The following is a 24,577-nucleotide window of genomic DNA, read 5'->3' as shown; positions in this document are numbered from 1 at the left end:
TATGCGATCGATACTTCTGCTGCTGACGCTGTCGTTGCCCCCCACGATACTGGCCGCACAACCCCTTTCGGCTCCGGCGGTGGGGGCGCAGTCGAGCCAATGGTCCCAGGCCAGTTATGTCTGGGACAGCGAAGCGTTGCTCGATCCCGACCAACGTAAGGCGGAGCTCGAGCAACTGCGTAAAGCCGGGATGGACAAGATCTACCTTGGCCTCAAGTCCGCCCAGTTGAAAGACCTTGCCACGACGCGCCAACGGCTGGAGCAATTGCTGCAGGACGCGGCCGGCAAGGGGGTGCAAGTCAGCCTGTTGCTCGGCGATCCGGCCTGGATCGAACCGCAGGAGCGCCATCAGCTCACCGACTTACTGGCGAAGCTGAAGGGGCTTTCATTCACCAGCCTGCACCTGGACCTGGAACTCGAACAACTGGGCGTGCCGGTCCCTGATCAGCGCTTGAAGGACTTGCTCGATACCTTGCGCGCAGCCTCAGCAGCCAGCCCATGGCCGGTAGAAATCTCCAGTCACCATCGCTGGTTCGCTGAGGCAAAACCCGGAAAAACCTGTCTGCCGTGCGCGCTTCCCGAGGCGGGCGTGCGTCAGGTCAGCCTGATGATCTACACCCGTAACCCGAAAAACAGCGCACGAATGGCAGAGCAGATCGCCCAACGTTGGCCCGATCTGCAGTTTCGCCTGGCGCAAAGCACGGAGCCGCAACTGGATGCCACAGAATCCTGGGCCGGCGCGTCGACTGAGCAGTTGCAGCACCAGACCAGTGTCTGGCGCGAACAGCTGCAACCACGGGGAATTGCCGGCATTGACTGGCAAGCCTGGCGAGACTTTCCAAAACGGTGAGCCGTCATGAAGATTCGATTCGATAGTCGCAAAGAACTGAACCCCACCCAGGAACAGGGTTTGACTGTGCTCTACGCGCCGGGCAAACGCATGGCGTTTCGCGTGCGTTGGTATTTGATCTTGTTCCTGGTTGCGAGTCCCTTGATCTGGTTGGGAGGGAAGCTGGCTTACGGCATGTTGATGATCGACGCACCGGCGCAATTGCGCCTGCCGATTCTTGAGGTGCGCGCGCGGGATGCCGGTCGGGTCGATCAGCTGTTCGTCATGGCCGGGGAGCAGGTCCAGATCGATCAGCCGTTGGTCAGTCTCGACAATCCCGAATGGCGTGCGCGACTCTCGCAGCTCACTGCGATGCCGACCAAAACGGTGCCCACCACCAACACCAAACTGGACACCAGGGAACGTCAGTTGCTCAGGACCCGAGTGAGCAGGACGGAGGAGCGCGTACAGGTGCTTGAGGACCTCGTTTTATCAGGCGCCGTCTCTCGTGGAGAAGTGCTGGCCGCCCAATCCGAACTCGATGCTTTTAAAGCAGACCTGTTGGCGTTCGAGCGCCGCGAACAATTGGCTCGTCAGTCGCCGTTGAGCGTTGAGCGCGAGATTATTCAACAGACCGCCGAAAAACAGTGGTTGAAAACGCGCCTCGCCGCATTGTCGGTCAAGGCTACGCAGAGCGGTCGAATTGCGGAGGTGTTGGTCACTCCCGGCGAAAACGTCGGTGCGGGTACGTTGTTGATGCGCCTTGAGCGGCTGGAAGAGCCCCTGCTGTGGATTTATCTGGAACCGCTGAATATCAGCTACGCCGCGATCGGCCAGCCGCTGCGCGTACGCATGCCCGATGGCGAGTGGTTGGCGGCCCATGTTGTCCAGGCTGTCGACAGCGCCGGTCGCACGCCGACGGTGTTGCGTGGGCCATTCGCTGCCAGCGAAATGGGCTTGCAGGTCGCCGCCCGGTTTGATCGCCCTCTGTCGCCGCGCTGGAGAATCGATCAACTGCCGTTGAATGTGCGCTTTCCCACCGACTGGCAACAAATGCTCAGTAACAGCCGTGAATTCATCGAGCAAATAGGCGACTTCATTGCAATGGATCGAACACCCACCACTGCGCCGGGGAGTAAATAAATCATGACTGCTGATCGAATTCTTGTGACAGGCGGTGCCGGTTTCATCGGTTCGCACCTGGTCGAAGCACTCCTTGAAAGTGGTTATAGCGTACGGGTTCTGGACGATCTTTCCAGTGGGAAATTGTCGAACTTGCCGATTGATCGCTGCCATTTGACCCTGGTGGTGGGGGATGTCGCCGACGCGCCGACGGTGGAGCGGGCGATGAAAGACTGCAGCGCGGTGGTGCATCTGGCGGCGGTAGCCTCGGTGCAGGCGTCGGTCGATGACCCGGTCGCGACTCACCAAAGCAATTTCGTCGGTACGCTGAATATCTGCGAAGCCATGCGCCAGGCAGGCGTAAGACGGGTGGTTTACGCGTCCAGTGCGGCGATCTATGGCAACAATGGCGAGGGCATGGCGATTACCGAGGACACGCCCAAGAATCCGCTGACGCCGTATGCCGCCGACAAACTGGCCAGCGAACACTTCCTCGATTTTTACCGACGCCAACACGGTCTTGAACCGGTCATTCTGCGATTTTTTAATATTTACGGACCTCGTCAGGACCCTTCATCGCCTTACTCCGGTGTCATCAGCATTTTCAGCGAGAGGGCGCAAAAAAAACTCCCCATCACGGTTTACGGTGATGGGGAGCAAACAAGGGATTTTGTTTACGTCAATGACCTCGTAAAGGTCCTGGTACAGGCGGTCGGAGGGTCAAAGCCGTGTATCGAGCCGGTCAATGTCGGGTTTAACCGGTCCACCAGCGTTAACGATCTGGCGGCGGCATTGAGCGAACTCCTGGGGCGACCCCTGACGTTGAACTACGACGCGCCACGTTCCGGTGACATCAAACATTCGCGCGCCGACAACCGTCGCCTGCTTGAGCGTTTTTCCTTGAGCTCACCGACCTGTTTTGCCGAGGGCCTGGGTCAACTGCTCAGAAGTATTGATTCCGGGGGGCGGTAGCGGCGAGCTCAGTCGCCAGCAGGTGCTCCTCCAGCACATCGCTCAGGAACCGGAACTGATCATTGAGCCCGATCACTTCATTGTTGAAGTGATTGGCGGCGGACGGCATCAGCAGAGCCTCGAAGTTTTTGTCGAACACCAGTTCGAACGTTTTGCGCCAAACGAACGACTGGGAATAGTAGTTGTTGCCGAACACCGCAAAGCTTACAGCCAGGGTCACGGAGTGAATCATGACGTGCGCTCCTCGGACAGGACGTACCAGGAAAAAACGCTCAGTGTGACGGCCGTCAGGGCCAGGCAGGTCAGGAGATGGATAATCATGATTCGCCCCTCCGATGCGGGGTTTTGCGTTGGGTTAAGGCTGATCCTACGCTGACGGTTTTTGAGCGGAAGGCGTTCGCGGCGATGGTGAATATCGACATAAGTGATGGTGGGATCATCGCTGACTGTTCCGGCCCCAAGGTGGGCAGCCACCTATACTCAGGCATATAGCCCTTGATCTGATTTCAACCCGAGAGAACCGCGATCTTGAACCTGCGTTCGCTGATCGTCGCCGTGTTGGTGGTGTTGGCGGGATGCGCCACGCCTGCGCGTGCGCCAGTGGAAGTGGTGCCGGTGATTGTTTCCCAAAGCACCTGGCAAATGGTGGACCGGGAGATTGTCGCGGCGTCGCAATCGGCCACCGAGCAGACCAAAATCTACGCGCGCGGTGCCATGGATTACTGGCGAACGCGGGTCTATCAACTGACCGAAGAAAACTTCATTCCATGGTTCAGCAGTTACTGGACCCAGGAATGGCTGTCGATGAAGGTCAGTTGGTACACGCTCAGCGCCAAGGGCGAGCAGGATGCCTCGGCCAAGCGCCTGGCAGCCTATCTGCTGGAGCAATACCGACAGCGCGTGCTGGCGCCGGTCGCGGTGGAGATCGATCCTGACGCGATTCTCGGCCTGGCAGCGGCGTTCTATGTGGACATTCTTCAGGAAGAACTGCAGCGAATCTCCCAGCGCCACGGCGTGCCGATGGCTCAGCTCAACGGCCGTATCCAGAAAATTCCCGCGATTGCCCTGGGCCCGCCGCCCGCCCGGAATGCCTCGCTGTATCAGGTCGTGCACACTCAACCGCTGAACACGCTACCGGCCTACGCGGCGCTGATCGACAAGATCCACAAGGCAGGTGGCGACCGAGGAGTGGATTCGACCGACACCGCCATGGCGCCGGTGGCCAAGCGCGCCAGCCAACGGATGGAAGCCGAAATGGTCCCGCGAGGTGCGGCCAGTGCGGTGGCCGCTGCTGCGGGCAAATTGGCCGGGGGCTTGATTTCCGTGGGTGTGGCGGGGATTCGCGCGATTATCCAGGCCAATGACCGGCCTGACAGCGAGGCACTGATTCGCAGCAGTCTGGGTAACACGTTCGACAAGGCCTGGCTGAAGCTGGTGCAAAACCCGACCACCGGCGTGATGGCCGGTACGTTGTACATGGCGGCGCAGATCGAGGGCAACCTGGCAGGGAGCGCCGAAGTACCGTCGGTCAGTTCGGGTAGCGGATCTGTCGATTGGGGGCCGACGGAATCGACTAACCAGCAGATCGCCCCATAACCCAAGGAGAACGACCATGTCCTACGTTGATGGCTTCATCGCAGCCGTACCCACCGCCAACCGCGAAAAATTCAAGAAGCACGCCGAAACCGCCGCCGTCATTTTCAAGGAAGGCGGCGCCCTCAGCGTCGCCGAATGCTGGGGCGACGATGTCCCTGACGGCAAAGTGACCTCGTTTCCGATGGCAGTAAAACTCAAGGAAGACGAAACCGTGGTGTTTTCCTGGATCATCTGGCCCGACAAGACCACCCGCGATGCCGGCATGGAAAAACTCATGAACGATCCGCGCATGCAACCGGACGTCAACCCGATGCCATTCGATGGCCAGAGGCTGATCTTTGGCGGGTTCGAAATGATCGTAAAAGCCTGAAATAAACGACAGGATCACTCCGGCGTCGGGGTGATCCTGCAACTCTTGCGATTACGGATTTCGCTGTCTGTCGGCCGCTCTTTGATGAACTCGAAGCGCGGCTCACCTTCGTTGTAATGAACCAGCCAGCCCCATTCCAGCTCGGACTCATCCTGACCGGGTTTCGGTGGTACAGCCCACCATGGCTCCTTGCTGATGATCTCGCGCATGGCCCCCTCCAGTTGCATCGTTTGCATGAACTATAACTTGGATGTCAGGAGGTGCCAGATATGAGCGACGAATCCCATGAGCCGTTAAAACGACTGTTTTTTGCCCTGAACTGCACGCCCGAGCAACGTCGGGCCATTGCCCAATGGCGCAGCGCACTTGAGCTCAGGAGCGGACGCCCGGTGCCGGTGGAAAGCTTTCATCTGACGTTGATGTTTTTGGGCGCTGTCGAGGTGGCGAAAATCGCCGATATCTGCACGGCCGCTGCCAATGTTCGAACGCCGGGTGTGCCTTTGAGGGTTGTGCTTGATCGGTTGGATGTCTGGCGCAGGGCAGGGGTGTTGGTGCTAGCGCCAGAGCAGGCATCACCGGAATTACTTCGGCTGGTTTACGCGCTTGAGCAGGCCATGCTGCCGTTCGGGTTTGAGGATTCGCCGAAGGAGTTTCGGCCGCATCTGACGCTGATGCGTGATTACCGAGTGCCGGTGCCCGAGTCCGCGACGCCGCCCGAGTTCTATCTGCGGGCCGATCACTTCACCCTGTTCGAATCCCATAAGGGCCGCTACCGAGCGCTGGCCGAATGGCCGCTCGTTCCATCATAAAAAAAGGCGCCCGAGGAGGGCGCCCAAATTCACCTTAACCGAGGAAGCCAGGTGAGGCCGTTCTACAGATAGGAGTGCAGCGGTGGTAAGGCGCTGCGTGAACGGAAAACAGGAAAACAACACCGCTCCCACACTTGATCGGTGGTGTTGCAAATTTTTATTTACCGAGCTTTACCCGCGTCCAGCCCCGGGTCATCACCCGCTGAACGCCAATCGGCATATCCGGAATCGCATACAGCGTCGCCATCACAGCCTGCGACGGATACGAGCCCGGATCATCCCGAATCGCTTCGTCCACCAAAGGCGTAGCCGCCGCGTTGGCGTTGCTGTAGCCGATGTTGTTGGTGATCTCGGCGATGATGTCCGGGCGCATCAGGAAGTTCATGAACAGGTAAGCGTTCTCCACGTTCGCCGCATCCCGAGGGATAGCGACCATGTCGTAGAAACTGCCCGCGCCTTCCTTGGGAATGCTGTAATCGACCTTCACCTTATCGCCCGCTTCTTGGGCACGAGCCTTGGCTTGCAGCACGTCGCCGGAATAACCGACCGCCACGCAGATGTTGCCGTTGGCCAGGTCCGAGATGTATTTCGACGAATGGAAGTACGCCACCGAAGGGCGAATCTTCATGAACAGCGCTTCAGCTTCGGCGATCTGCTCCTTGTTCTGCGAGTTCACCGGGTAACCCAGATAGTGCAGGGCGGCCGGGAGCATCTCGGTCGGCGAATCAAGGAAGCTGATGCCGCACGCTTTCAGCTTGGCGGCGTTTTCCGGTTTGAACAGCAGGTCCCAGGAATTGGTCGGCGCGTTGCTGCCAAGCACTTCCTTGACCTTTTCCGGGTTGAAGCCGATGCCGATCGAGCCCCACATGTACGGGAAGGCATGGCCGTTATCCGGATCGCTGGCGGCAGCATTTTTCAGCAGGACCGGGTTGAGGTTTTTCCAGTTCGGCAGCTTCGACTTATCCAGTTCCTGATAGACGCCAGCCTTGATCTGCTTGGCCAGGAAACTGTTGGACGGCACGACGATGTCGTAGCCGGATTTACCGGCGAGCAGCCGTGCCTCAAGGGTTTCATTGCTGTCGAACACATCGTAGGTCACGCGTATGCCGGTCTCGTCTTCGAACTTCTTGACGGTGTCCGGGGCGATGTAATCCGACCAGTTGTAGACGCGCAGTACCTTGTCATTGGCCTGGGCGCCGGTGGCAATCGCGCCCAATAAGGACAGTGTCAGCAGAGTCCTGCCAAACATTTTCATCGGTACAACTCCATTCTTTCTACTAAAGAGCTTTTATCGTTGACGCAATGCAGTGAATAACGACGGCACTAGGCCGTCGCTTTTACCATTTGCTTTTTAGGTTGCTGCCAGGATTCGCTGGCGGTCTGGTCCATCGCTTCCTGGATCGCACGTTTACGGGTCGCTTCGGCGCGACGGCTGAAGTACCAGACCATGAAGGTCACGATCGATACGGCGAGCAGAATCAGGCTGGCCACCGCATTGATCTCAGGCTTCACACCCAGACGCACCGCCGAGAACACTTCCATCGGCAGGGTCGTCGAACCCGGGCCGGACACGAAACTCGCCAGGACCAGGTCATCCAGCGACAGGGCAAACGACATCATGCCGCCGGCCGCCAGTGACGGCGCGATCATCGGAATGGTGATCAGGAAAAACACCTTGAACGGCTTCGCCCCGAGGTCCATGGCCGCTTCTTCGATGGACAGGTCCAGCTCACGCAAACGCGCCGAAACCACCACCGCCACATACGCCGCACAGAACGTGGTGTGGGCGATCCAGATGGTGACGATGCCGCGTTCCTGCGGCCAGCCGATCAACTGCGCCATCGCCACGAACAGCAGCAACAGCGACAGACCGGTGATCACTTCCGGCATCACCAGCGGCGCCGTCACCAGACCACCGAACAACGTACGGCCCTTGAAGCGCGTGACGCGAGTCAGCACAAACGCCGCCAACGTCCCCAGCGCCACCGCGGCAATCGCGGTGTAGCAGGCGATTTCCAGCGAGCGCCCCACCGAACCCATCAGTTGCGAGTTATCGAGCAGGCCGGCGTACCACTTGAACGACCAGCCGCCCCATACGGTTACCAGTTTCGAGGCGTTGAACGAGTAGATCACCAGAATCAACATCGGCAGGTAGATAAACGACAGGCCGAAAATCAGCATGAACTTTGAAAATCCGAAGCGTTTCATCCCCGTGCCTCCATCTCTTTGGCCTGACTGCGGTTGAACAGCAGAATCGGCACAATCAGGATCAACAGCATCACCACCGCCAGGGCAGACGCCACCGGCCAGTCGCGGTTATTGAAGAACTCTTGCCACAGCACGCGACCGATCATCAGGGTTTCCGGTCCGCCCAGCAGTTCCGGAATCACGAACTCACCGACCACCGGAATGAACACCAGCATGCAGCCAGCGATGATCCCGTTCTTGGCCAGCGGCACGGTGATTTTCCAGAAGTTGTTGAAGTTGCTCGACCCCAGGTCCGACGCGGCTTCCAGCAGACTATGATCGTGCTTGACCAGGTTGGCGTACAGCGGCAACACCATGAACGGCAGGTAGGCGTAAACCACCCCAATGTAGACGGCCGTGTTGGTGTTGAGGATCTCGATCGGGTGCGAGGTCAGCCCGGTCCACATCAGAAATCCGTTGAGCAAACCGTTGTTGCTGAGAATGCCCATCCACGCATAAACACGGATCAGGATCGCCGTCCAGGTCGGCATCATGATCAGCAACAGCAGAACGTTTTGCGTTTCCTTGTTGGTCTTGGTGATCGCGTAGGCCATCGGAAAACCGATCACCAGGCACATCAGCGTGCTTAAAAACGCGACCTTCAACGAGCCGAAGTAGGCCGAGATGTACAACTCATCTTGGGTCAGCAGCGAGTAGTTGCCGATGTTGAGCAATAGCTGAAATTTCTGCTCGGCGAAGGTGTAGATCTCTGAGTAAGGAGGAATGGCCAGCGCCGCTTCCGAGAAGCTGATCTTCATCACCAGGAAGAACGGCAACAGGAAAAACAGGCACAGCCACAGGAAAGGAATCCCGATGACGAGCTTTCGACCACTCGGCATCAGCCGCATGAACTGCTGATTGAGTGTTTTCATGAGCGCAGTACCACGCCGCTGTCGTCTTCCCACCACACGTAGACCTTGTCGTCCCAGGTCGGACGTGCGCCACGGCGTTCGGCGTTGGCCATGAACGACTGCACGACCTTGCCACCAGGCAATTCCACGTAGAACACCGAGTGACCGCCGAGGTAGGCGATGTCATGCACTTTGCCTTCGGACCAGTTGTAGCGGGTATCGGGTTTGGTCGTGCTGACCAGCAGTTTTTCCGGGCGGATCGCGTAAGTAATCGACTTGTCCTGCACCGAGGTGCTGACGCCGTGACCGACGTAAATCTTTTGCTCCAGATCCGGGCTGTGAATGATTGCGTGACCCTCAAGGTCTTCCACAACCGTGCCTTCGAAGGCGTTCACGTTGCCGATGAATTCGCAAACCATGCGGCTGACCGGCGCCTCATAAATATCCACCGGGCTGCCGATCTGCGCGATCCAGCCCAGGTGCATGATCGCGATGCGTTGGGCCATGGTCATGGCCTCTTCCTGATCGTGGGTCACCATCACGCAGGTCACGCCGACGCGCTCGATGATCTCAACCAATTCCAGTTGCATCTGCGAACGCAGCTTTTTATCCAGCGCACCCATCGGTTCGTCGAGCAGCAACAGCTTCGGACGCTTGGCCAGGGAGCGAGCCAGGGCCACGCGCTGACGCTGACCACCGGACAGTTGATGCGGTTTGCGCTTGGCATATTGGGTCATGTGCACCAGTCGCAGCATCTCTTCAACGCGGGCGTCGATTTCGCTGTTGGACAGCCGATCCTGCTTCAGGCCGAAGGCGATGTTCTGCGCCACCGTCATGTGCGGGAACAAGGCGTAGGACTGGAACATCATGTTGATCGGCCGTTCGTACGGCGGCATGTCGGTGATGTCGACACCGTCGAGCAGAATCCGCCCTTCGGTCGGGCGCTCGAAACCTGCGAGCATGCGCAGCAGGGTCGATTTACCGGAGCCGGAACCACCGAGCAGGGCGAAGATTTCCCCTTGATGGATCTCAAGCGAGACATCGTCCACCGCGGTGGTTTCGTCGAATTTCTTGGTGACGCGGTCGACTTTCACCAGCACCTTTTTCGGTGACTGGTGACCTTCAAGAGCCTTCCTGTAGATGCTGGAGGCGTTTGCCATGTGAAACTCCCAACAGGTTTCAGTCGTCGGGCCAACGCGGCCTGACTTAATAGTTGATTGCAAGCCCGAGCCGGTGTTACCGGTTGGCGATGACCCCTGTAGGAGCGAAGCTTGCTCGCGAAGACGGCGTGTCAGTCGACATCATCGTTGTCTGATACACCGCCTTCGCGAGCAAGCTTCGCTCCTACAGGGGATTGCGCTTGCTGACCGCTCGGGCTTATTCGGCGCCGCCGTCCTGGCTGCCTGGTGGTACTTGTTGTTATCGCGTTTGTTGTTGTCGTGAGGGACTGGCGCGCAAAGGCGTATCCGCCAGCCTCACGGGGGCAGTAATTGATTTAGTCGTGTTTGAAGTCAGCGCTTATTACGTAGCGCGGCCCGTCGCCGGCACGCATCGCCAAACGCCTGGAAAATACTCAAATAAGGAGGATTCGACAGAACCTGCCATTCCGGGTGCCATTGCACGCCAACGGCGAAGGTCGGGCTGTGTTCAACCGAAATCGCCTCGATCAAACCGTCCGGCGCAATCGCTTCCGCACGCAGGCCGGGCGCCAGTTGGTCGATGCCCTGGCTGTGAATCGAATTGACCTGGAACACCTGAGGCAAATCCAGCGCCTCGAACACACCGCCCGGTTGCACGTTGACCGCGTGAGCCGGTGCGTATTGCACCGCCAAATCCGGATGATTCGCTTCCCGGTGATCAAGCATGCCCGGGAGTTCGTGGACCTTCTGATGCAGGCTGCCCCCGAACGCCACGTTCATTTCCTGAAAGCCCCGGCAGATGCCGAGCACCGGAACGCCCGCCGCAATGGCCGCACGCAATAAGGGAAGGGTGGTGGCGTCCCGTTGCGGATCGTGATCCGTGCCGGGGGCGCTGTCGGGGCCTTGATAGTGGAAGGGTTCCACATTCGAGGGGGAGCCGGTCAGCAGCAGACCGTCGAGCTGCGCGAGCAGGTCATCGATTTCGGTCAGATCGCCTAAAGAAGGAATGACGACCGGCAGCCCCAAAGCCGCGACGCTGACAGCACGCAAGTACTTGTCGCCGCTGACATGGTAGGGGTGCAGGCCAATCTGTTTGACGCACGCAGTAACACCGATCAATGGCTTGAGTGCCATTTTTATCACCTCGAAGTTTCACACTTGAACGAGCTTTTCCGGAGCTTAGCCTTGTTGATTTTAATTAACAACTCTCATGTAAAAAATTCTAAACGCCGCACGTCCGATCTTCAGGGTTTACACGGTGCGCAAGACTGATTTGGCACTCTCGTGCCCAAGAAAGGCACGAAAATAAAGGTGGAGAGGTCAAGTGTTCGCTATTGACTTCACTTTGCCGTTCGGGTTGACTGGGCTCGCAACAAGGTAGTGAACATAATAATTAACAGCTAATAGGTGCATCATGTCGGTCCCTCTGCGTACCGTTCAACTCAACGAAGCAAACGCATTCCTTAAGAAATATCCTGAGGTTTTGTACGTCGACCTTCTGATTGCGGATATGAACGGTGTGGTGCGCGGCAAGCGCATCGAGCGCACCAGTCTTCATAAGGTTTACGAAAAAGGCATTAACCTCCCGGCGTCTCTGTTCGCTCTGGACATCAACGGTTCTACGGTGGAAAGCACCGGCCTGGGTCTGGACATCGGCGACTCAGACCGAATCTGCTTCCCCATCCCTGATACGCTCAGCATCGAGCCCTGGCAGAAGCGCCCGACCGCGCAACTGTTAATGACCATGCACGAACTCGAAGGCCAGCCGTTCTTTGCTGACCCTCGCGAAGTACTGCGTCAGGTCGTGAGTAAGTTCGATGACATGGGCCTGACCATCTGCGCCGCGTTCGAACTCGAGTTCTATCTGATCGACCAGGACAACGTGAACGGTCGTCCGCAATCGCCACGCTCGCCGGTGTCCGGCAAGCGTCCGATGTCGACTCAGGTGTATTTGATCGACGACCTCGACGAATACGTCGATTGCCTGCAAGACATCCTTGAAGGCGCGAAAGAGCAGGGCATCCCTGCTGACGCCATCGTCAAGGAAAGCGCCCCGGCGCAGTTCGAAGTGAACCTGCATCACGTCAACGACCCGATCAAGGCCTGCGACTACGCGGTGTTGCTCAAGCGTCTGGTGAAGAACATCGCCTACGACCACGAGATGGACACCACGTTTATGGCCAAGCCGTATCCGGGCCAGGCGGGCAATGGCTTGCACGTGCACATTTCGATTCTCGACAAAGAAGGCAACAACATCTTTGCCAGCGAGGATCCCGAGCAGAACGCCGCGCTGCGACACGCGATCGGCGGTGTGCTCGAGACCCTGCCGGCGCAGATGGCGTTCCTCTGCCCGAACGTCAACTCGTACCGTCGTTTTGGCGCGCAGTTCTATGTGCCGAACTCGCCGAGCTGGGGCATCGACAACCGTACCGTGGCAGTGCGTGTGCCGACCGGTTCGTCGGACTCCGTGCGTATCGAACACCGCGTGGCGGGCGCTGATGCCAACCCGTACTTGCTGATGGCGTCGGTACTGGCCGGTATTCACCACGGCCTGACCAACGAAATTGAGCCGGGCGCACCGGTTGAAGGCAACAGCTACGAGCAGAACGAGCAGAGCCTGCCGAACAACCTGCGCGATGCACTGCGCGAGCTAGCCGACAGCGAAGTCATGTCGCGCTACATCGACCCGCTGTACATCGACGTGTTCGTGGCGTGCAAGGAAAGCGAGCTGGCCGAGTTCGAGAACTCCATCTCCGACCTTGAGTACAACTGGTACCTGCATACGGTTTGATGGGTAACACCGGATCCAGGCTGAAAACCCGATCAACTGTGGGAGCGAGCCTGCTCGCGAAGGCGGCGGCACAGTCAACATTGATGTTGTCTGACGCACCGCTTTCGCGAGCAGGCTCGCTCCCACAGGGGATTGCAGTCCCACTACTTATTCCTCTGCGTCGAGTCACAACCATGACAAACACTCGCAGCGACTGGGAGCAACGCTTCCAGTCCCTAACCATCGAAGGCCGCGCATTCATCGACGGCCAATACTGCCCGGCACTCAGCGGCGACACCTTTGAATGCATGAGCCCGGTCGACGGTCGCTTCCTGGCCAACGTCGCCAGCACCGACGAAGCCGACGCCAATGCGGCAGTCGCCGTCGCACGCCGCACCTTCGAATCCGGCATCTGGGCGCGGTTGGCGCCCGCAGAACGCAAACGCATTTTGATTCGCTTCGCCGATCTCATCCTGGCCAACCAGGAAGAACTCGCCCTGCTCGAAACCCTCGACATGGGCAAGCCGATCAGCGACTCGATGAACATCGACATTCCAGCGACCGCCAACGCGATCCGCTGGAGCGCCGAAGCCATCGACAAGATCTACGACGAAGTCGCCGCCACGCCGCACGACCAACTCGGCCTCATCACCCGCGAACCTGCCGGTGTGGTCGCCGCCATCGTGCCGTGGAACTTCCCGCTGATCATGGCCAGCTGGAAGTTCGCCCCAGCCCTCGCGGCCGGCAACTCGTTCATCCTCAAGCCTTCGGAAAAGTCGCCACTCACGGCCATCCGCATCGCCCAACTGGCGCTGGAAGCGGGAATCCCGAAAGGCGTGTTCAACGTCCTGCCGGGCTACGGTCACACCGTCGGCAAGGCGCTGGCGCTGCACATGGACGTCGACGTGCTGGCCTTCACCGGCTCGACCGCGATTGCCAAGCAACTGCTGATCTATTCCGGCCAAAGCAACATGAAACGCGTCTGGCTCGAAGCCGGCGGCAAGAGCCCGAACGTGGTGTTCGCCGACGCGCCGGATCTGCGCGCGGCAGCACAAGCGGCGGCCGGTGCGATTGCCTTCAACCAGGGCGAAGTCTGCACCGCCGGTTCGCGCTTGCTGGTGGAACGCTCGATTCGCGAGCAGTTCATCCCGCTGCTGGTGGAAGCACTGCAAGCCTGGAAACCGGGTCACGCCCTCGATGCAGAAACCACCGTCGGCGCGGTCGTCGATCAGCGTCAACTGGACAACGTGCTGCGCTACATCCAGGTCGGCAAAGACCAGGGCGCGCAACTGATTGCCGGCGGCAGCCGCACCCTCGAAGACACCGGTGGCCTGTACGTGGAACCGGCGATTTTCGACGGCGTGACCAACGCCATGACCATCGCCCGCGAAGAAATCTTCGGCCCGGTGCTGTCGCTGATCACCTTCGACACCGAAGAAGAAGCGCTGGCGATTGCCAACGACAGCATCTTTGGCCTGGCCGCTGGCGTGTGGACCAGCAACCTGAGCAAGGCCCACACCTTCGCGCGCGGCTTGCGCGCCGGCAGCGTCTGGGTCAACCAGTACGACGGCGGCGACATGACCGCGCCGTTCGGCGGGTACAAGCAGTCGGGTAACGGTCGGGACAAATCGCTGCATGCGTTCGACAAATACACCGAACTCAAAGCGACCTGGATCAAGCTCTAACACCTCTACAACGGCGGTCGCCGGCACGTGCCAGCGGCCATCGGAGAAACGTATGAAAACAACAACACATGTAAACAGCTACTACGCCGCCACCCGCAACTTCACCGGCGACTTCCCTGTCCTGGAACAAGCGGTGGACTGCGACGTCTGCGTGATCGGCGCCGGCTACACCGGTTTGTCCTCGGCCCTGTTCCTCGCCGAAGCCGGCTACAGCGTGACCGTGCTCGAAGCCGCCAAAGTCGGTTTCGGCGCCAGCGGTCGCAACGGCGGCCAACTGGTCAACTCCTACAGCCGCGACGTCGATGTCATCGAAGAACGCTACGGCGACAAAACCGCCGAAGTCCTTGGCAGCATGATTTTCGAAGGCGCCGACATCATCCGTCAGCGCATACAGCACTACGACATCCAGTGCGACTACAAGCCGGGCGGCATCTTCGCCGCGCTGAACAAAAAGCAACTCAAAGGCCTGGCCGAGCAGAAAAGCAACTGGGAGCGCTACGGCAACAAGAACCTGAAAATGCTCGACGCGGCGGAAATCAAGCGCGAAGTCGGTTGCGACAACTACGTCGGCGGCCTGCTCGACATGCAGGGCGGCCACATCCACCCCCTGAACCTGGCCCTCGGGGAAGCCTCGGCCATCATCGGCCTGGGCGGCAAAATCTACGAACAATCGGCGGCGGTGGAAATCACTTACGGCGAACCGATCACCGTACGCACCGCCAAAGGCGTAGTCCGCGCCAAATACCTGCTGATTGCCGGCAACGCCTACCTGCCGCAAGACCTCGACAACCGCGTCACGCGCAAAAGCATGCCGTGCGGTTCGCAAATCGTCGTCACCGAACCGTTGTCCGAAAAGGTTGCGCGCAGCCTGATCAAAAACAACTACTGCGTCGAAGACTGCAACTACCTGCTCGACTACTACCGCCTCACCGCCGACAACCGCTTGCTGTACGGCGGCGGCGTGGTCTACGGCGCCCGCGAACCGGACGACATCGAACAGCTGATCAAGCCGAAAATCCTCAAGACCTTCCCGCAACTGAAGGACGTAAAAATCGACTACCGCTGGACCGGCAACTTCCTGCTGACCATGTCGCGCATGCCGCAATTCGGCCGCATCGAGAAAAACGCCTACTACATGCAAGGCTACAGCGGCCACGGCGTCACCTGCTCGCACCTGGCCGGCAAACTGATCTCGGAAATGATCCGCGGCGACGCCGAACGCTTCGACGCCTTCGCTTCGCTCCCGCACATGCCCATGATCGGCGGCCGCACCTTCCAGGCCCCACTCACCGCCATGGGCGCCGCGTACTACGCACTGCGTGACCGTTTCGGCATCTAAGCGACACAATCCCTGGGGGAGCGGGCTTGCTCGCGAAGGCGGCTTAACATCCAACAATGATGTAGCTGACACATCGCCTTCGCGAGCAAGCCCGCTCCCACAAGAGATCTATGGCATACACAAAATTTGTATACGACCAGAACCAAACTGTGGGAGCGAGCCTGCTCGCGATGAGGCCATACCAGTCACTAACAATCCCACCTGACACCCAGTAACCGCATCCACAGTTCACACAGCCAAACAACCCAACTTCAGGCCGAAACAACCTTTTTACCCAACCACTTATCGAACCTGCTGAGCAACACCACCAAACGTGATTTAATACCCGCCTTTCAAATTTCCGGGACAGGGAAGCGGTGTTTTCGCGGCCAAAAGTCGCCCGCCATCCACCCCCATAACCCTTAAGTATTCCTCGCATAAGGCTGTCATGGACACGGGCTCACGACTCAAATTAGTACGCGAAAGCTACAAACTCTCCCAGCGCGAGCTGGCCCGGCGTAGCGGCGTCACCAATGCCACCATCTCCCTGATCGAACAAAATCGCGTCAGTCCCTCCGTCAGCTCCCTCAAAAAACTGCTCGAAGGCATTCCTATGTCTTTGGCGGACTTCTTTACCTTTGATCAGCCGCCGCGTGAGCATCAATACGTGTTCCGCGCCAATGAGCAGCCGGATCTTGGGCGTCATGGCTTGCGGTTGCTGTTGATTGGCGCTTCGGTGCCGAGTCGGCAGATGCGGCTTTTGCGCGAGCAGTACGCGCCTGGGGCGAGCTCGGGGGAAGAGCCGATTGTGCATTCGGAAGGGGAGGAGTGTGGGCTGGTTACGCGGGGGACGGTTGAGTTGACGGTTGATGGGCAGATTAGTGTGCTGAATGCTGGGGATGGGTATTACTTTCCGACGACGCTACCGCATCGGTTTCGGAATATTGGGGCGGATGAGGCGGAGATTATTAGTGCGAATACGCCGGCGAATTTTTGAGGTGGAGGGAGTTTGGTGTCTGTTTTTTGACCCAAACTATTATTCGCAAAGTCAATTTCGATCCTAATAAAGACCAAGCGCGCCACGCCTCTAGACACGAAGGGCTCGAAACCTTACGTTCAGCGTCGTCCTTATTCTACGTCGCATTGCCTCTGGAGATACCTTGCGCCTAATCTCTGAACAATCCATCGACATGGCTGAGCCACTATGGAGGTACTTCAAGACCGAACGTTTTGTCGATTTTTTGCGAACAGGCAATCTGTACTTTTCTTCCGCTCGACAATTCCAAGATCCATTCGAAGGGGCAGTAGCAATTCTTCCACCAAGGTTCACTGTTGATTCACGATATTCTGAACCTGAGCACCAAGAAAGGGCCTTTGAGCAACTCCGTCGACTAACAAAGATTAGTTGCTGGCATCGCGCAGCATACGAGAGTGACGCGATGTGGCAGCTCTACGCAGGGCAATGGAAGGGGGTAGCAATAAGAACTACTCCCGAGCGACTAAAGGCAGCTGCAAAGCCCTTTCGCCTAAAGCCAGAATACGGACACGAGGATCTTTGGGCTGGAAGTGTTACCTATGTAGATCTTCTTCAGGCGCGGCTCAAAGTCAGTATGATGGATCGCTTCTGGTATAAGCATATGGCGTTCTCTTGGGAACGCGAATTTCGGTTAGCTATATCTATGAGAATGGCCGAAGAGAATGGCGTTGCTGTCCCCGAATACGGGGTATTCGTAGAGTTCGACTTAGATATCTTAGTAGATAAGATCTACTTGGGACCCTCGCTCCCTGAATCCGATTTTGAAACGGTTCGCACCGCAGCAACAAAACTCGGGTTGAGTGAGCGTATTCGTATTTCAAGTCTTCTTGGTACGCCTCGGTACACATAAAAATCGTTCGGTGGAAACTAATATGGATCATTATCTCAATCATCCCTGGTCATCGGACCCTATGCGATAGAGTCGAGCAGCTTCGGTTAGGTCTAAGTTAGGGAGTGATTACGTAAAGGATGTCTAATGTCTATTAGAAAGAAAAGGCTTGAAATTGAACGTCTCATCACTGCTTTTGGACGCGAGGCGGATAAATTTCATGATATTGCCTTCAGTGTTTTTTATGTGACGGATAAAGGACCTGTTGATAACAGGAGGTTTATCTCTCCAAACCATACGATAATGTTATGGCAGTATTATGGAAAAATTGCCCGCCAAGGGGGCGCAGAGAGACTTGTTCAGAATATAAAAAATAGTGATTTTCAATGGGGGTTGAGAGGAGCTGAACTTTCAGCTTTTGCTATCATTGAGGGCGAGAGTTGCAATTTATTTTCTCGAATGGCGAAAAGAGCTGGAAATATTTTTAATGAAAAAGAGTCGAGCTTCATAAGAAACCGTATCGTTGGAGAAATACAGAATTCAGCGATGGATGGGGTGGCGTCTCCAGCCGCGGCTGTCAACGCTGATGATATGGCTATTTGGCTGAATTTTCTTCTTTACTATTTATCCAAGGTAAATCCAGAAAAAGAAAAAATGCGAAGGATAGAACCCGATCCGTATTCTTTGTCTTTGTTAGCTTTGGAAGATCTTCTTGAAAACCCTAAAATCGAAAAGGTAGATAAATCGTTGGCCAAGGTAGCCCCCGGTGTCAGGATAGTTGTCGCCTCTCCGAATTTTCCTAAAAAAGCACATCGGGGGCGGAAAGAGACTGGTCGTGCCGTATTATTCATCTGAACGCAGAGCCGCATTACTCAAGATGCTGCTTCCCCCGCTGAACCTGTCGATGGCCGAGGTTTCCCGGCGCGAAGGGGTCAGCGAAATGTCTTTGTCCAACTGGCGCAAGCAGCTCAGTTCTGAAGGAAGTGCAGTGTCCGAAAACAAGCAATCGACTCAGAACTGGTCAGCCGAAACCAAGTTTGCTGTCGTCCTTGAAGCCGCCGGTTTGTCCGAGATCGACCTGGGCGAGTATTGCCGCCGCAAAGGCCTTTACCCCGAGCAAATCACGGCCTGGCGACAAGCCTTCATCACCGGCCAGAAATCGGAAAAGGCCCAGCAAAAAGACGATCGGGAGCAGTCTCGCAAAGATAAGAAACGCATCCAGGAACTTGAGCGCGAACTGCGTCGCAAAGACAAGGCGCTCGCTGAAACAGCCGCGTTGTTGGTGCTGCGAAAAAAGCTCAACGACTACTGGGGGACGAACGACAACGAGGACAACTAACGTCTTTGCCAGAGCGCCAGTTGCTCGTTGCCTGGCTAGGTAGCGCGGTCGCGGCAGGCGCCAGAAAAATCAGAGCCTGCCGGGAAATCGGTCTATCGCTGCGGACTTTGCAGCGATGGACTGAAACAGACGTTATCCAGGCCGATGCCCGAACGACTGTCACACGGCCAACGCCGCGCAATGCGCTGACCGAGGCTGAGCGACAAACGATCGTGGCGCTGTGCAACAGCCCTGCGTATGCCCACCTGCCGCCGAGCCAGATCGTGCCGCGCCTGGCCGATCAAGGGCGCTATCTGGCGTCGGAGGCGACGCTTTATCGCGTCTTGCGAGCAACGGGTCAACAGCAACATCGAGGCCGTAGTCAGCGCCCCAAGCGGTACGCAGCACCGACAACGCATGCGGCCAAAGCGCCCAATCAGGTGTGGTCCTGGGACATCACGTACCTGCCGTCGCCGATACGCGGCAAGTATTACTACCTCTATCTGATCGAGGATATTTACAGCCGCAAGGCCGTGGGCTGGGAGGTCTACGACGCGGAAAGCGGCGAGAAAGCCGCCGCGCTGCTGCAACGCAGCGTGATCGGCGAGCAGTGTTTACATGAACCGCTGGTGCTGCACTCGGACAACGGAGCGCCGATGAAATCGGTGACGCTGTTGAGCAAGATGTACGAACTGGGCATCACGCCCTCGCGGGGCCGACCGCGGGTCAGCAACGACAATCCCTACTCGGAGTCGCTGTTTAGAACACTGAAATACTGCCCGCAATGGCCGCAAGATGGCTTTGCCAGTTTGGACGCTGCACGAGCGTGGGTGAGGGATTTCATGCGCTGGTACAACAACGAGCACCGGCATAGCCGTATCCGGTTCGTCACGCCGGCTGAGCGGCATCGAGGACTGGACCATCAGGTCTTGGCCCGGCGACATGAGCTGTACGAACAAGCCAAGGAGCAAAAGCCGGAACGGTGGTCGGGTCGAACACGTAACTGGGAACCGATCGGCACCGTGCTGTTGAACCCGGATCGAGAGCAGCAGGTCGAGAAAAGAGCGGCATAGTTAGACGGTTGACGCGACAACTACCTTGAAAAACGCCGATTTTCGGACGTCAGGTTTATGAAATCGGGTGGTCAGAAAAGAACAAAGCCCCGAATCTTCGGGGCTTTGTAGTTTGAGATTGTGCAGTTCCAAAATTCTTACCGCACAGTATCCAACGTCATTGTCTGGCCTGCGGTGAATGCGGGTTGTGGTCGGTGTGTTTCGGTCCCGCCAGTGCCCACGCTATCAGTCCGAACAGTGGCACAAACACGATTACCACCATCCATACGAGTTTGTTGCTGGATTTGCCTTCGGCTTTGCGCACTTTGTTGATTGCCCATAACTCGACCAGCACAAGTATTGCGGCGAGTAGGATCCAGATGGTTTCGGTTTGCATTGGTCACCCTCCTGATAGTCATTCAGTTAGGTGATTGGGTGTGGGCGGGGTTCATTAAATTTCGGAGTTTTGTGGGGATGGCGGGCAAAGCGAAAACGGGTTTGCTCGCGAAAGGGGTGACAGTCGACATGGATGTTGACTGTCAGGGCCTCTTCGCGAGCAAGCTCGCTCCCACAGGGGATTGGGTTTTACCTTAGAGGCTGTTGGCGAGTTTTCCGGTTGAGAGGCGGCGTTTGTAGGCGGTGTCGCGGTTGGCTAGCCAGTAGTAGAGCGGGGAGGTGATTAGCAGGCCGACCAGCCAGGACAGGTCCGCGCCGTTGATGTGTTCGGAGATGGGGCCGACGTAGAGGGGCGTGTTCATGAAGGGGATCTGCACCACAATCCCAATCACATACGCCAACAACGCCTGCGGGTTGTACCGCCCATAGATCCCGCCATCGACCTTGAAGATCGAGTTGATGTCGTACTGACCTTTGTGAATGGCGTAGAAGTCGATCAGGTTGATCGCGGTCCACGGCACCAGCACCACGAGCAGCACCAGGACCATGTCGACGAAGTGGCCGATGAAGTTGGCGGAGGCGCCGACGGCGGCGAAGCAGCAGGCGGCGAGGACGATGATCGAGAGGACGGCGCGGCTTTTGGCGGTCGGGATCCAGCGGTAGGCGAAGGTTTGGACCAGAGTGATCAGCGACAGTACGGCGCCGTACAAGTTGAGGGCGTTGTGGCTGATGACGCTGAGCAGGAACAGCACGAGCATCAACGGGCCGATGGAGCCGGTGGCGAGTTTGACGGCGTCCATGGTGTCCATGCCGACGGGTGTGGCGAGGACGGCGACGGCGCCGAAGATGAACGAGAGGCTGGAGCCGAGTACGGTGCCCAGATACGTGGTCCAGAAGGTTGCGGCCACGGGCACGTTGGCGGGCAGGTAGCGCGAGTAGTCGGAGACGTAGGGCGCGAAGGCGATTTGCCAGAGCGCGGCCAGCGAGACGGTGGCGAGCCAGCCGGAGATATTGAAGCTGCCGCGGGTGAGGAAGTCGGCGGTCTGCACGTGGGTGAAAATGTAGCCGAAGCCCAGCACGATGCCGGCGCCGAGCACCCAGGTGCCGATGCGGTTGAGCACGTGGATGAAGCGGTAGCCGATGATGCCGATGATGCCCGAGCCGAGGGCGCCGATGACGATGCCCACGGGCACCGGGACGCTGTCGACCACGCCATGCAGCGACTTGCCGGCGAGGACGATGTTGGAGGCGAAGAAGCCGATGTACATGATGCCGGCGATCAGCACCACCAGCAGCGCACCGAGGGAGCCGAACTGGGCGCGGCTCTGGATCATTTGCGGAATGCCCATCTGCGGGCCTTGCGCGGAGTGCAGCGCCATCAGCACGCCGCCGACCAGATGGCCAACGAGTATGGCGACGATGCCCCACACCAGGTTCAGGTGGAACATTTGCACGCCGAGGGCGCCGGTGACGATGGGCAACGGCGCGATGTTGCCGCCGAACCAGAGGGTGAACAGGTCTCTGGTTTTTCCGTGGCGATCTTCGGGGGGCACGTAGCCGATGGTGTGTTTTTCGATGAGCGGGGCGGAGGTTGTTGCTGCGGTAACCATGACGGACTCCAAGGCAATTTGAGTACGTGGACGTACTTCGGTGAGCGCCGCACGGGGGCGACGCTTTTCTTGTTGGAGTTGATGATGTGCGGTGGGGAGTGAGAGATAAATTAGTAAGTTTGTGGGTATAGACGTTAAAAAATGTATGCCAGTGGGGACGGTGAAAAACCTGTGGGAGCGGGCTTTGTGGTGTTAATGAAATTGTGATTCAGCTGATCGATAGCAGCATCCGTTGCAGCATGGCGTCGCAGGCGGTGAGTTGTTGGAGGCTGACAAACTCGTCCGGTTTGTGGCCTTGATCCATGCTGCCGGGGCCGCAGACGACGGTGGGAATGCCTGCTGCGTCGAACAGACCACCTTCGGTGCCGAACGCTACCGTTCCGAATTCTCGGGAGCCGCAGAAAGCAGCAATCAACTCAGCGGCTTCGCTGTGCGCATCGGTCGCCAACCCGGGATACGCCGACAACTCGCTAAAGCGAATCTCGCTCTGTGCACTCACCGCCCGCATGCGCGGCAAAACTTGTTGCTCGGCGTAGGCCTTCAGTTTCTGCGCAACCTCACTCGGATCATGCGAGGGCAGGGCGCGGATTTCGAAGTCGAAGCGGCAATCGGCGGGGACGATGTTCAAGGCCTTACCACCGGAAATCACGCCGGTTTGCACCGTGCTGAACGGCGGATCGAAACGCGCATCGTGATGCTCGGGCGCTTTGAGTCGGTTGCCAATCCGCCCTAGTTCACCGATCAGTTCAGCGGCGTATTCAATGGCGTTAACCCCGAGAGGCGCGTACGCCGAATGGCACGCTTCACCGTGAATATCGCAACGCATCGCCAGTTTGCCCTTGTGGCCAAGCACCGGTTTGAGCTCGGTCGGCTCACCAATGATGCAGAGCATCGGTTTGACCGGGCGCTTTTCCAGTTCCGACAGCAACGAACGCACACCGAGGCAGCCGACTTCCTCATCGTAGGAGAGCGCGATATGCACCGGCAGTCGCAGCGTGGCCTTTACCAGTGACGGGACCAGCGCGAGTACGCAAGCGATGTAGCCTTTCATGTCCGCCGTGCCGCGACCGTACAGTTTGCCGTCGCGCTCGGTGAGTTCGAACGGCGCAACGGTCCACGGCTGGCCGTCGACGGGCACCACGTCGGTGTGCCCCGACAGGACGATGCCCGGCCGATCCGCCGGGCCAATGGTTGCGAACAGATTGGCCTTGCTGCGTTGCTCGTTGTAGACCAGCTCGCAAGGCACGTCGAAGCGTTCGAGGTAGTCGCGGACGAACTCGATGAGGTGCAGGTTTGATTCGCGGCTCGTGGTGTCGAACGCCACCAACGTTTTCAGCAAATCGAGGCTGTTGCTCATCGGTCGTCTCCGGCGACACCGTAGCCAGGGGATTTGTCAGGGGCCAGGGCGCGGTCGATGTAGTCCTGAACCTGTGGGCGATAGGCGTCCCAGAGTTTCTCCAATTGACCGATTGGATTTTCATCGGCCCAATCGACTCGCAGATTGATGATTGGCCAGGTCAGCTCGCCGACCACCACCATCGCTGCTGAATGTACCGGCCCGGCTTCACCGCCGGCCGCGATGGCGGCTTTCATGGCGGCGAGCAAGCGGTCGGCCAATTGACCTTCGCCATGTTCGAAGGCCTCGACCATGGCTTCGATCACTGAGCGGCCTGCGAGCATGTTGCCGGCAGCGACGCATTGATCGCCGGACACGGCATTGTGGTTGCCCAGGGTTTGCGCGCCGCTGAAGTGCGCGGTTTGGCCCAGGTGGTCAATCGCCGTGATCTGGCGATATTGGCTGTAGCCGTTGCGGGTCAGGACTTTGTCCAACGCCTCGGCCGGTGTAAGGCCTTGCTCCATGAGGGCAAGGGCTTCGGGGCCTAGGGAGGGCAGGGTGATGTTTTGTGTGGAGACGGCGCCGACACCCGGCAGCAGCCAGGGACAGCGGGCGCCGACGGCGATGCTCGAGGAACTGATCGCAATGCCGAACTGACCGGTTTCGGGGCAACGTGCTGCGATGGAGAAGGTCATGGTTTTGCTCCTTGGTTTGCCTTGGCTGAGGTGGTGTCTGTGCTGGCCCTATCGCGAGCAGGCTCGCTCCCACATTTGATCGAAGTCGCTCACAAATTTTGTGTTCGCTGAAGATCCACTGTGGGAGCGAGCCTGCTCGCGATGGCCGCGACGCGGTGTACCTGCTTACTCAGGAATCACCGCAATCACATCAATTTCCATCAACCACTGCGGCTGCCCCAGCGCTGAAACCACCAACCCGGTCGAAATCGGAAACACCCCTTTAAGCCACTTGCCCACTTCCTGATACACCGGCTCGCGGTAACGCGGATCGATCAGGTAAGTGGTGGTTTTTACGATATGGCTCAGGTCGCTGCCGGCTTCTTCCAGCAGCTGTTTGACGTTGCGCATGGCTTGCTCGGTTTGCGCTCGTGGGTCACCGAGGCCTACCAGGTTGCCTTCGAAATCGGTGCCGACCTGGCCGCGAACGTAAACGGTGTTGCCGGCTCGGACGGCCTGGCACAGGTCGTTGTCCAGACTCTGGTTCGGGTAGGTTTCCTTGGTGTTGAACATGCGAATGCGGGTATGGGTTGGCGTGGACATTTGAAGCTCCTAAAG

At 58.2% G+C, this 24,577-nt stretch carries 25 protein-coding genes; 13 read left to right on the top strand and 12 right to left on the bottom strand.

What is annotated here, in order from left to right:
- The first annotated feature begins 1 nt into the window (after window position 1).
- The 3 genes from QFX16_RS16905 to QFX16_RS16895 are packed head-to-tail and all read left to right on the top strand — an operon-like array spanning window position 2 to window position 2,923.
- The gene (locus QFX16_RS16905; RefSeq protein WP_283180591.1) at window positions 2–850 is read left to right on the top strand and encodes a hypothetical protein; all 849 of its coding nucleotides are present in this window, start codon (window positions 2–4) and stop codon (window positions 848–850) included.
- 6 nt (window positions 851–856) lie between these two features.
- Window positions 857–1,972, top strand: a complete 1,116-nt coding sequence (locus QFX16_RS16900; RefSeq protein ID WP_283180590.1) for an HlyD family secretion protein — start codon at window positions 857–859, stop codon at window positions 1,970–1,972.
- A gap of 3 nt (window positions 1,973–1,975) precedes the next feature.
- On the top strand, window positions 1,976–2,923 hold the full coding sequence (locus tag QFX16_RS16895; protein ID WP_283180589.1) for an NAD-dependent epimerase/dehydratase family protein: 948 nt from the start codon (window positions 1,976–1,978) through the stop codon (window positions 2,921–2,923).
- Here the strand turns inward: QFX16_RS16895 and QFX16_RS16890 are convergent.
- Complete coding sequence (locus QFX16_RS16890) at window positions 2,895–3,155, bottom strand: hypothetical protein (protein ID WP_283180588.1); 261 nt, start codon at window positions 3,153–3,155, stop codon at window positions 2,895–2,897. The two genes, QFX16_RS16895 and QFX16_RS16890, sit on opposite strands and share 29 nt — an antisense overlap.
- Before the next feature lie 296 nt (window positions 3,156–3,451).
- Between QFX16_RS16890 and QFX16_RS16885 the strand changes: the two genes are divergently transcribed.
- Window positions 3,452–4,519 carry a hypothetical protein gene (locus QFX16_RS16885; RefSeq protein ID WP_283180587.1) on the top strand — a complete coding sequence of 356 codons (1,068 nt, stop codon included), beginning with the start codon at window positions 3,452–3,454 and terminating at the stop codon, window positions 4,517–4,519.
- Between the two features lie 16 nt (window positions 4,520–4,535).
- Complete coding sequence (locus QFX16_RS16880; protein WP_283180586.1) at window positions 4,536–4,889, top strand: DUF1428 domain-containing protein; 354 nt, start codon at window positions 4,536–4,538, stop codon at window positions 4,887–4,889.
- A gap of 14 nt (window positions 4,890–4,903) precedes the next feature.
- Here the strand turns inward: QFX16_RS16880 and QFX16_RS16875 are convergent, their stop codons facing one another.
- The gene (locus QFX16_RS16875) at window positions 4,904–5,098 is read right to left on the bottom strand and encodes a hypothetical protein (protein WP_033056474.1); all 195 of its coding nucleotides are present in this window, start codon (window positions 5,096–5,098) and stop codon (window positions 4,904–4,906) included.
- Between the two features lie 60 nt (window positions 5,099–5,158).
- On the opposite strand from QFX16_RS16875, the gene thpR reads away from it, so the two are divergent.
- A complete protein-coding gene (gene thpR, locus QFX16_RS16870) occupies window positions 5,159–5,698 on the top strand; it encodes an RNA 2',3'-cyclic phosphodiesterase (RefSeq protein WP_283180585.1) in 540 nt (179 codons plus the stop codon).
- A gap of 157 nt (window positions 5,699–5,855) precedes the next feature.
- Here thpR and QFX16_RS16865 read toward each other — a convergent pair whose 3' ends face one another.
- From QFX16_RS16865 to QFX16_RS16845, 5 genes are all read right to left on the bottom strand, one after another.
- Complete coding sequence (locus tag QFX16_RS16865) at window positions 5,856–6,953, bottom strand: polyamine ABC transporter substrate-binding protein (RefSeq protein ID WP_283180584.1); 1,098 nt, start codon at window positions 6,951–6,953, stop codon at window positions 5,856–5,858.
- A 68-nt stretch (window positions 6,954–7,021) separates the two neighbouring features.
- Complete coding sequence (locus QFX16_RS16860; protein WP_283180583.1) at window positions 7,022–7,906, bottom strand: ABC transporter permease subunit; 885 nt, start codon at window positions 7,904–7,906, stop codon at window positions 7,022–7,024.
- Window positions 7,903–8,784, bottom strand: coding sequence for an ABC transporter permease subunit (locus tag QFX16_RS16855; protein WP_283184586.1), 882 nt, complete (start codon window positions 8,782–8,784; stop codon window positions 7,903–7,905). The genes QFX16_RS16860 and QFX16_RS16855 overlap by 4 nt, the downstream gene beginning before the upstream one ends.
- 29 nt (window positions 8,785–8,813) lie before the next feature.
- The gene (gene potA / locus QFX16_RS16850; RefSeq protein WP_283180582.1) at window positions 8,814–9,956 is read right to left on the bottom strand and encodes a polyamine ABC transporter ATP-binding protein; all 1,143 of its coding nucleotides are present in this window, start codon (window positions 9,954–9,956) and stop codon (window positions 8,814–8,816) included.
- 351 nt (window positions 9,957–10,307) lie between these two features.
- Window positions 10,308–11,069, bottom strand: coding sequence for a gamma-glutamyl-gamma-aminobutyrate hydrolase family protein (locus QFX16_RS16845; protein WP_283180581.1), 762 nt, complete (start codon window positions 11,067–11,069; stop codon window positions 10,308–10,310).
- Window positions 11,070–11,349: 280 nt separating this feature from the next.
- Between QFX16_RS16845 and QFX16_RS16840 the strand changes: the two genes are divergently transcribed.
- The 7 genes from QFX16_RS16840 to QFX16_RS16810 all read left to right on the top strand — a co-directional run bounded on the left by QFX16_RS16840 (window position 11,350) and on the right by QFX16_RS16810 (window position 19,964).
- A complete protein-coding gene (locus QFX16_RS16840; RefSeq protein ID WP_283180580.1) occupies window positions 11,350–12,726 on the top strand; it encodes a glutamine synthetase family protein in 1,377 nt (458 codons plus the stop codon).
- Window positions 12,727–12,899: 173 nt separating this feature from the next.
- Window positions 12,900–14,390 carry an aldehyde dehydrogenase gene (locus QFX16_RS16835; protein ID WP_283180579.1) on the top strand — a complete coding sequence of 497 codons (1,491 nt, stop codon included), beginning with the start codon at window positions 12,900–12,902 and terminating at the stop codon, window positions 14,388–14,390.
- Window positions 14,391–14,442: 52 nt separating this feature from the next.
- A complete protein-coding gene (locus tag QFX16_RS16830; protein ID WP_283180578.1) occupies window positions 14,443–15,729 on the top strand; it encodes an NAD(P)/FAD-dependent oxidoreductase in 1,287 nt (428 codons plus the stop codon).
- Window positions 15,730–16,156: 427 nt separating this feature from the next.
- Window positions 16,157–16,705, top strand: coding sequence for a cupin domain-containing protein (locus QFX16_RS16825; protein WP_007895886.1), 549 nt, complete (start codon window positions 16,157–16,159; stop codon window positions 16,703–16,705).
- A 163-nt stretch (window positions 16,706–16,868) separates the two neighbouring features.
- Window positions 16,869–17,594, top strand: coding sequence for a DUF2971 domain-containing protein (locus QFX16_RS16820; RefSeq protein ID WP_283180577.1), 726 nt, complete (start codon window positions 16,869–16,871; stop codon window positions 17,592–17,594).
- A 126-nt stretch (window positions 17,595–17,720) separates the two neighbouring features.
- Entirely contained in the window at window positions 17,721–18,428 is a 708-nt protein-coding gene (locus QFX16_RS16815; protein ID WP_283180576.1) for a hypothetical protein, read from the top strand.
- A protein-coding gene (locus tag QFX16_RS16810) for an IS3 family transposase (protein ID WP_283184552.1) occupies window positions 18,409–19,964 on the top strand; the annotation gives its coding sequence in 2 pieces (ribosomal slippage) (window positions 18,409–18,871 and window positions 18,871–19,964; 1,557 coding nt in all). The genes QFX16_RS16815 and QFX16_RS16810 overlap by 20 nt, the downstream gene beginning before the upstream one ends.
- Window positions 19,965–20,121: 157 nt before the next feature.
- On the opposite strand, the gene QFX16_RS16805 is transcribed toward QFX16_RS16810, so the two are convergent.
- The 5 genes from QFX16_RS16805 to QFX16_RS16785 form a co-directional block, all read right to left on the bottom strand.
- Entirely contained in the window at window positions 20,122–20,340 is a 219-nt protein-coding gene (locus tag QFX16_RS16805; protein WP_283180575.1) for a PLD nuclease N-terminal domain-containing protein, read from the bottom strand.
- A 193-nt stretch (window positions 20,341–20,533) separates the two neighbouring features.
- Entirely contained in the window at window positions 20,534–21,949 is a 1,416-nt protein-coding gene (locus QFX16_RS16800; protein ID WP_283180574.1) for a purine-cytosine permease family protein, read from the bottom strand.
- A 208-nt stretch (window positions 21,950–22,157) separates the two neighbouring features.
- Window positions 22,158–23,306, bottom strand: a complete 1,149-nt coding sequence (argE, locus tag QFX16_RS16795; protein WP_283180573.1) for an acetylornithine deacetylase — start codon at window positions 23,304–23,306, stop codon at window positions 22,158–22,160.
- Window positions 23,303–23,980: a DUF1028 domain-containing protein gene (locus QFX16_RS16790; protein WP_283180572.1), complete on the bottom strand. Its 678-nt coding sequence runs from the start codon at window positions 23,978–23,980 to the stop codon at window positions 23,303–23,305. The genes argE and QFX16_RS16790 overlap by 4 nt, the downstream gene beginning before the upstream one ends.
- A 165-nt stretch (window positions 23,981–24,145) precedes the next feature.
- A complete protein-coding gene (locus QFX16_RS16785; RefSeq protein ID WP_008027166.1) occupies window positions 24,146–24,562 on the bottom strand; it encodes a RidA family protein in 417 nt (138 codons plus the stop codon).
- Between the last annotated feature and the right edge of the window lie 15 nt (window positions 24,563–24,577).

The sequence above is a fragment of the Pseudomonas svalbardensis genome (genome assembly GCF_030053115.1).
GTDB lineage: Bacteria > Pseudomonadota > Gammaproteobacteria > Pseudomonadales > Pseudomonadaceae > Aquipseudomonas > Aquipseudomonas svalbardensis.
Note: the sequence above shows the minus strand (reverse complement) of the source record. Positions and strands in the feature narration are given on the sequence as shown.